Here is a 5,374-nt window from a genome sequence, read left to right on the forward strand (position 1 = left end):
GGGGTGGACACCACCTCGGATGCGCCGATCGGGGTCAATGAAGGGCTGCGCAAGATTCTGCTGCAGGCCAACCGCGGCAAGAGCACAGGCGACAAGCTCAAAAGCCTGCTGCAGATCCGCCCGCGTCATCTGGCCCCGGCCATTCCGCGCAACGGCGAACCGCGCACCGGGCTGTCCATGGGTGAGCATTGCGAGCTGATGGCGCAGCGCTGGGCCATTCCCCGGGACGAGCAGGATCAGTTGGCCGTCGCCAGCCACCAGAAGCTCGCGGCGTCCTATGCCGAGGGCTGGCACGACGACCTGCTCACGCCGTTCCGCGGCCTGACCCGCGACCAGAACCTGCGCGCGGATATCAGTATCGACAAACTGGGCAGCCTTAAGCCCTGCTTCGAGCGCAGCCCGCGCGGCACCCTGACCGCGGCCAACTCGACGCCGCTGACCGATGGCGCCTCCCTGGTGCTGCTGGCCAGCGAGGACTGGGCCAAGGCCCGCGGCCTGCAGATCCTGGCCTACTGGAAGGATGGCGAGGCGGCGGCGGTGGATTTCGTGGGCGGCCAGGAAGGCCTGCTGATGGCCCCGGCCTATGCCGTGCCGCGACTGCTGGCACGCAACAAGCTGAGCCTGCAGGACTTCGACTACTACGAAATCCACGAAGCCTTCGCCGCCCAGGTGCTGTGCACCCTCAAGGCCTGGGAAGACGCCGACTACTGCCAGACTCGCCTGGGCCTGAGCGCCGCCCTGGGCGCCATCGAGCGCAGCAAGCTGAACGTCAAGGGCAGTTCCCTGGCCGCCGGCCACCCCTTCGCCGCCACCGGCGGGCGCATAGTCGCCAACCTGGCCAAGCTGCTGTCGGTGGCCCAGGAGGGGCGCGGGCTGATCTCTATCTGCGCGGCGGGCGGGCAGGGGGTAACGGCGATACTCGAGCGTTGAGTCGGGCTACTGGCTGCGGGATAGGGGGGCCTGCCGGTAGCCCGGATGAAATCCGGGGCGGTCTATCGGTGATCGTCGCTGTTCCCGGATTGCATCCGGGCTACTCGCTGCGGCGCACGACGGTTTCGAGGCTGAGCCTTGCCCTCGTGCGGGTTCTGGTCAGGCGGCGAGGGCCTGTTCGCCGGCGAAGACTTGCTGCCACAGCAGGGTCTGCCCGGTGGTATCGCCGGCGCCAGGTATCGTCCGTTCACTGGCGATGATGGCCACCCAGGCCAGGGCGGTGCTGTAGAACAGGTTGCAGGCCAGCTCGCCGTCGGGGTCGCGGAGGAAGTGGTGCTGGCTGGCCAGCCCGCGAATCTGACTGGCCAGCTCCACGCGCCAGGCCAGCCAGCCGTCCCACAGCTGGCGATGCTGGACGCTGCTCAAGGCATAGGGGCCGAGCCCCTCCGGGTGGCCGCTGCTGCAGCCCAGCTGCCAGCAGCGCAACAGCAGCTCGGCCATGCCGGCGCGCGGCTCGCCTAGTTCGGCCAGCAACGGGCGGATCAGATTTTCCAACATGAAGTGTGCGGTATACGGCATGGCGGCACCCTCCCGGGGAGACTTATCCGGGTTATCGGCCTGATAAGTCCGCAGTGCAGTACCGCTGGGCGCCTAATTAGTCCCGTGTAGCGGGCTGGGCGCCCTCTCGGCGTAGCAGCTCGGCCTTGCGTTCCAGCCCCCAGCTCGTAGGGTGGGTTACGCCGCTTCGCGGCCCACCCTACAACAGCGCTGGATCGGCTCGGCGTGGCGGGAACTTAGTCGAGGCCGGTGCGGGCGCAGTGCTTACTCCCGCACCGTGAGCGCATTGGCGATGGACCCCAGCAAGCGGTTCAGGTCCAGCGGCTTGAGCAGGTACTCCACCACCCCAAGGGTGCGCGCGGTGAGCACTTCGTCCTTGCGCGAGGTGGAGGTGAGCATGATGAACTTGGCCCCCGGCGTCGTCTCGTTGATCTCGAGGATGGCGTCCAGGCCGTTCAGGTTCGGCATCACCTGATCCATCACCGTCAGGTGCGGTTTGAAGCTGGCGTGTTTTTCCACCGCCTCGCGGCCGTCCTTGGCCTCTTCTACCTCGAAGCCGGCGCTGCGCAGATGGGCGGCGACCACTTTGCGGATCACCCCGGAGTCGTCCACCACCAGCAGACGCTTGCCATGCAGGCCGCTCGCCAGCTCGTCGCTGAAGGCCACGCGGAAGGTCACATGGTGCACGTCCAGGGTCAGGATGATCACATAGGCTTCCGACTCGATCTCGGTCGGATGGCGCAGCGGCACTTCGCGGCAGACCTCCGGCGGGAAGAAACGCACCTTGAAACCTATCTTGTCCCAGGCCGCGACGGCATGACCGACCACGGTGTTGAGAAACTCGCTGAGCAGCTCCACCGTGGTCTCGTCGAGTTCGGCTGGCGGCGGCAAGCCCAGCGTTTCGGCAAGCGGTGCGGCGACCGCCACGGCCATTTCCGGCTCGGTGAAGCCGAGGGTGAACTTGCCCTCGATGCGCTTCTCCATGTTTTCGTACTTGATGTGGAAGGCCACGGTGTAGCGGGCGTCAGAGCGCTGATCGCGCTTGCAGATGACGTGCACAACCTCGGTGTTGGTCATGCCTTGAAAGACGCGCGAACAGATTTGGCCCAGGACTTCGATTTGGCGTTCGTACATGAGGAAGACTCTCGCCCCCAACCCAAAATCGCAACGGCAGCCCCCGCTAGAGAGTGTAGGGCGGGCCGCACGCCGTGCCAGCTCGTTCGACGGATGGGCGTTGCTAGCGCTGTTCGCCTCTCAGCAGCGCCGCCTTGCGCTCGATGCCCCAGCGGTAACCGCTCAGGCGGCCATCGCTGGCAATCACCCGGTGGCAGGGCACCAGCAGGCCCAAGGGGTTGCTGGCGCAGGCCCGGGCTATGGCGCGCGGGTGGCTGTCGAGCTGGGCGGCCAGTTCGCCGTAGGTGCGGGTCTGGCCCGGCGGAATCTGCTGCAAGGCGCGCCACAGCTGCTGCTGGAATACCGTGCCGCGAATATCCAGGGGCAGCTGGGCGGCGCGGCGCGGTTCCTCTATCTGCGCTATCACCTGGCTGAGCCAGTCGCCCAGGCCATTGTCGTCGCGCTCCAGTTGGGCGGCGGCAAAGCGCTGGCGCAGTTCGCTTTCCAGGGTCTCGGCGCGCTCGCCAAACAGCAGGGCGCAGACGCCTTTGGCGCTGCTGGCCAGCAGCAACAGCCCCAGCGGGCAGGCGCCGATGGCGTAGCGCAGGCGCTCCCCCGCGCCTTGCTGGCGCCGCTGCGCCGGGCTTAAGGCCTGCGGCTGTTGATAGAGCGCGCGGGTGCCGGAATAGCCGGCGGCCAGGGCGGCGTCCAGCACGCTGCCGGCCTGGGCCAGCTGCGCGTCGAGGCGGGCGCGCCGTTGCGCCTCGCTCCAGGCCTTGGGCGTCAGCCCGGTGCGGGCCTTGAAGGCGCGCGCCAGATGCGAGGCAGACAGGCCGATACGCGCGGCCAGTTGTTCGAGGGTCAGGCGCTGTTCCGTGTCTGCCAGCAGCTGGCAGGCGGCGACCACCAGCTGGTCGAGCTGTTCGGCCGGGCTCTGGCCTTGCGGCGAGCAGCGCCGGCACGGACGAAAGCCGGCCGCGGCGGCGCTGGCTGCATCCGGGTGGAAGCTGATATTTTCGCGTTTCGCGCGCCGCGCCGGGCAGCTCGGCCGGCAGTAGATACCGGTGCTGCGCACGGCGAAGACGAAGCGTCCGTCCTGGGTTGCATCGCGGTTGCAGACGGCTTGCCAGCAAAGGTCGGCATCGAGCATGGCGCGGTTCTCCATCGGGCCTGCAGCGATTGTCGGCCCGCACCTGTGGCCTGCCAATGCATATCTGACTTTTAAAGCAGCGGCTAAGCTCAAGGCGAATCTGCACCCCGCAAGGATGCCGCCTATGCCGCGCCCCCTGTCCTGCCTCTGTGGCCTGCTGCTGTTCTGTCTATTGCCCCTCGGCGCGTCTGCGGCCCTGCAGTTGAGCGACGAGGAGCGTGCCTGGGTCGCGGCCCATGGCGTGGTGCGGGTCGGCATCGAGCGCGGCGGCTGGGCACCCTTCGATGTGCTGGACAAGCACGGTCGCCATCGCGGCCTCAGTGGCGATTACCTGGAGCTGCTCGGCCGGCGTCTGGGCTTGCGCTTCGAGGCGGTGCTGCTGGACGACTGGGAAGCGGCGCAGCAGGCCCTGCGCAGCGGCCGGGTGGACCTGCTGCCCTCGGTGGCCAAGAGCGCCGAGCGCGAAAGCTTTATGGCCTTCAGCCAACCCTATATCACCAGCAGCAGCCTGATCTTCACCCGCCGCGATCTGCCGGTGCAGCGTCTCGCCGACCTGGCCGGGCGGCTGGTGGCCATCGAGCGCGGCTATGTGTTGCAGCAGGCCCTGGTCGAGCGGGTGGCGGACGTGCGGGTGCTGGAAGTGCGGGACACCGAGGCGGCGCTGCGCGCGGTGTCGTCCGGGCGCGCCGAGGCCTATGTCGGCGACATGATAGTGGCCAGCCATCTGATCCGCGCGCTCAACCTGACCAACCTGGAACTGCGCGGCGAAACCGGCCTGTCCGGCAGCGAGTTCCGTTTCGCCGTGCGCCGCGACTGGCCGCAGCTGGTCAGCCTGCTCGACCGCGCGCTGGACGACCTGAGCCGGGCGGAGCGCGAGGCGATCGAGCAGCGCTGGTTGCCGCCGCTAACCGTGTTCAACTGGCAGCGCCTGCTGCAGGTGGGCTGGCCCTACCTGCTGGGCTTGCTGGCGCTGATCGCCTTCGTGCTGGTGTGGAACCGCCGCCTGGCGGTGCAGATCGCCGAACGCCAGCGCGCCGAGGCCGAGGCGCGGCGCCAGCGCAGCACCCTGCTAGCGCTGATCAACGCGATTCCCGACCCGATCTGGTTCAAGGACGTCGAGGGCCGCTACGTCGGCATCAACCAGGCCTGCGCCGAGCTGTTCGGCCGCCCCAACAAAGAGGTCGAGGGCAAGCGCGACGAAGACCTGCTGCATCCCGACTGGGCGGCCAGCCGCATCGAACACGACCTGACCGCGCTGAACTGGACCGGGCCCTACGAGAGCGAAGGCTTTTCCATCTACCCGGATGGCCGGCGCGTGGTGTTCGACACCCTGCGCAGCACCTTCTATGACGACCGGGGTCAGTTGCTCGGCCTGGTCGGCGTCAGCCGCGACATCACCGCGCGCAAGCAGGCCGCGGAGGCCCTGGGCAAAGCCAAGGAGTTGGCCGAGGAGGCGGCGCGGCTGAAGACGGACTTCCTGGCCAATATGAGCCACGAGCTCCGCACGCCGATGAACGCCATCATCGGCATGTCGCACCTGGCGCTGCAGACCGACTTGAATCCGAAGCAGCGCAATTACATCGCCAAGGTCGACGCGGCGGCCAAGAACCTGCTCGGCATCAT

The 5,374-nt window shown here is 68.0% G+C and carries 5 protein-coding genes; 2 read left to right on the forward strand and 3 right to left on the reverse strand.

Annotated elements, in window-relative coordinates:
• The coding region (locus Q8Q83_RS12775) for an acetyl-CoA C-acetyltransferase (protein ID WP_305624269.1) at positions 1 to 930 on the forward strand (930 nt) is incomplete at its 5' end.
• A 159-nt stretch (positions 931 to 1,089) separates the two neighbouring features.
• Here Q8Q83_RS12775 and Q8Q83_RS12780 read toward each other — a convergent pair.
• The 3 genes from Q8Q83_RS12780 to ada all read right to left on the reverse strand — a co-directional run bounded on the left by Q8Q83_RS12780 (position 1,090) and on the right by ada (position 3,751).
• Positions 1,090 to 1,509, reverse strand: coding sequence for a hypothetical protein (locus Q8Q83_RS12780; RefSeq protein WP_305624271.1), 420 nt, complete (start codon positions 1,507 to 1,509; stop codon positions 1,090 to 1,092).
• A 243-nt stretch (positions 1,510 to 1,752) separates the two neighbouring features.
• Positions 1,753 to 2,622, reverse strand: coding sequence for a response regulator (locus Q8Q83_RS12785; RefSeq protein WP_305624273.1), 870 nt, complete (start codon positions 2,620 to 2,622; stop codon positions 1,753 to 1,755).
• A 103-nt stretch (positions 2,623 to 2,725) separates the two neighbouring features.
• Positions 2,726 to 3,751, reverse strand: a complete 1,026-nt coding sequence (gene ada, locus Q8Q83_RS12790) for a bifunctional DNA-binding transcriptional regulator/O6-methylguanine-DNA methyltransferase Ada (RefSeq protein ID WP_305624274.1) — start codon at positions 3,749 to 3,751, stop codon at positions 2,726 to 2,728.
• 124 nt (positions 3,752 to 3,875) lie between these two features.
• Between ada and Q8Q83_RS12795 the strand changes: the two genes are divergently transcribed.
• Positions 3,876 to 5,374 (forward strand): transporter substrate-binding domain-containing protein (locus Q8Q83_RS12795; RefSeq protein ID WP_305624276.1); only part of this gene is annotated, 1,499 nt, incomplete at its 3' end.

The sequence above is a fragment of the Pseudomonas sp. genome, assembly GCF_030696055.1.
Lineage (GTDB): Bacteria > Pseudomonadota > Gammaproteobacteria > Pseudomonadales > Pseudomonadaceae > Aquipseudomonas.

What these genes read in the sequence shown, in the direction of transcription:
- Q8Q83_RS12780 (WP_305624271.1), bottom strand. Translation starts at nt 1,509, where the DNA reads ATGCCGTATACCGCACACTTCATGTTGGAAAATCTGATCCGCCCGTTG.
- Q8Q83_RS12785 (WP_305624273.1), bottom strand. Translation starts at nt 2,622, where the DNA reads ATGTACGAACGCCAAATCGAAGTCCTGGGCCAAATCTGTTCGCGCGTC.
- ada (WP_305624274.1), bottom strand. Translation starts at nt 3,751, where the DNA reads ATGCTCGATGCCGACCTTTGCTGGCAAGCCGTCTGCAACCGCGATGCA.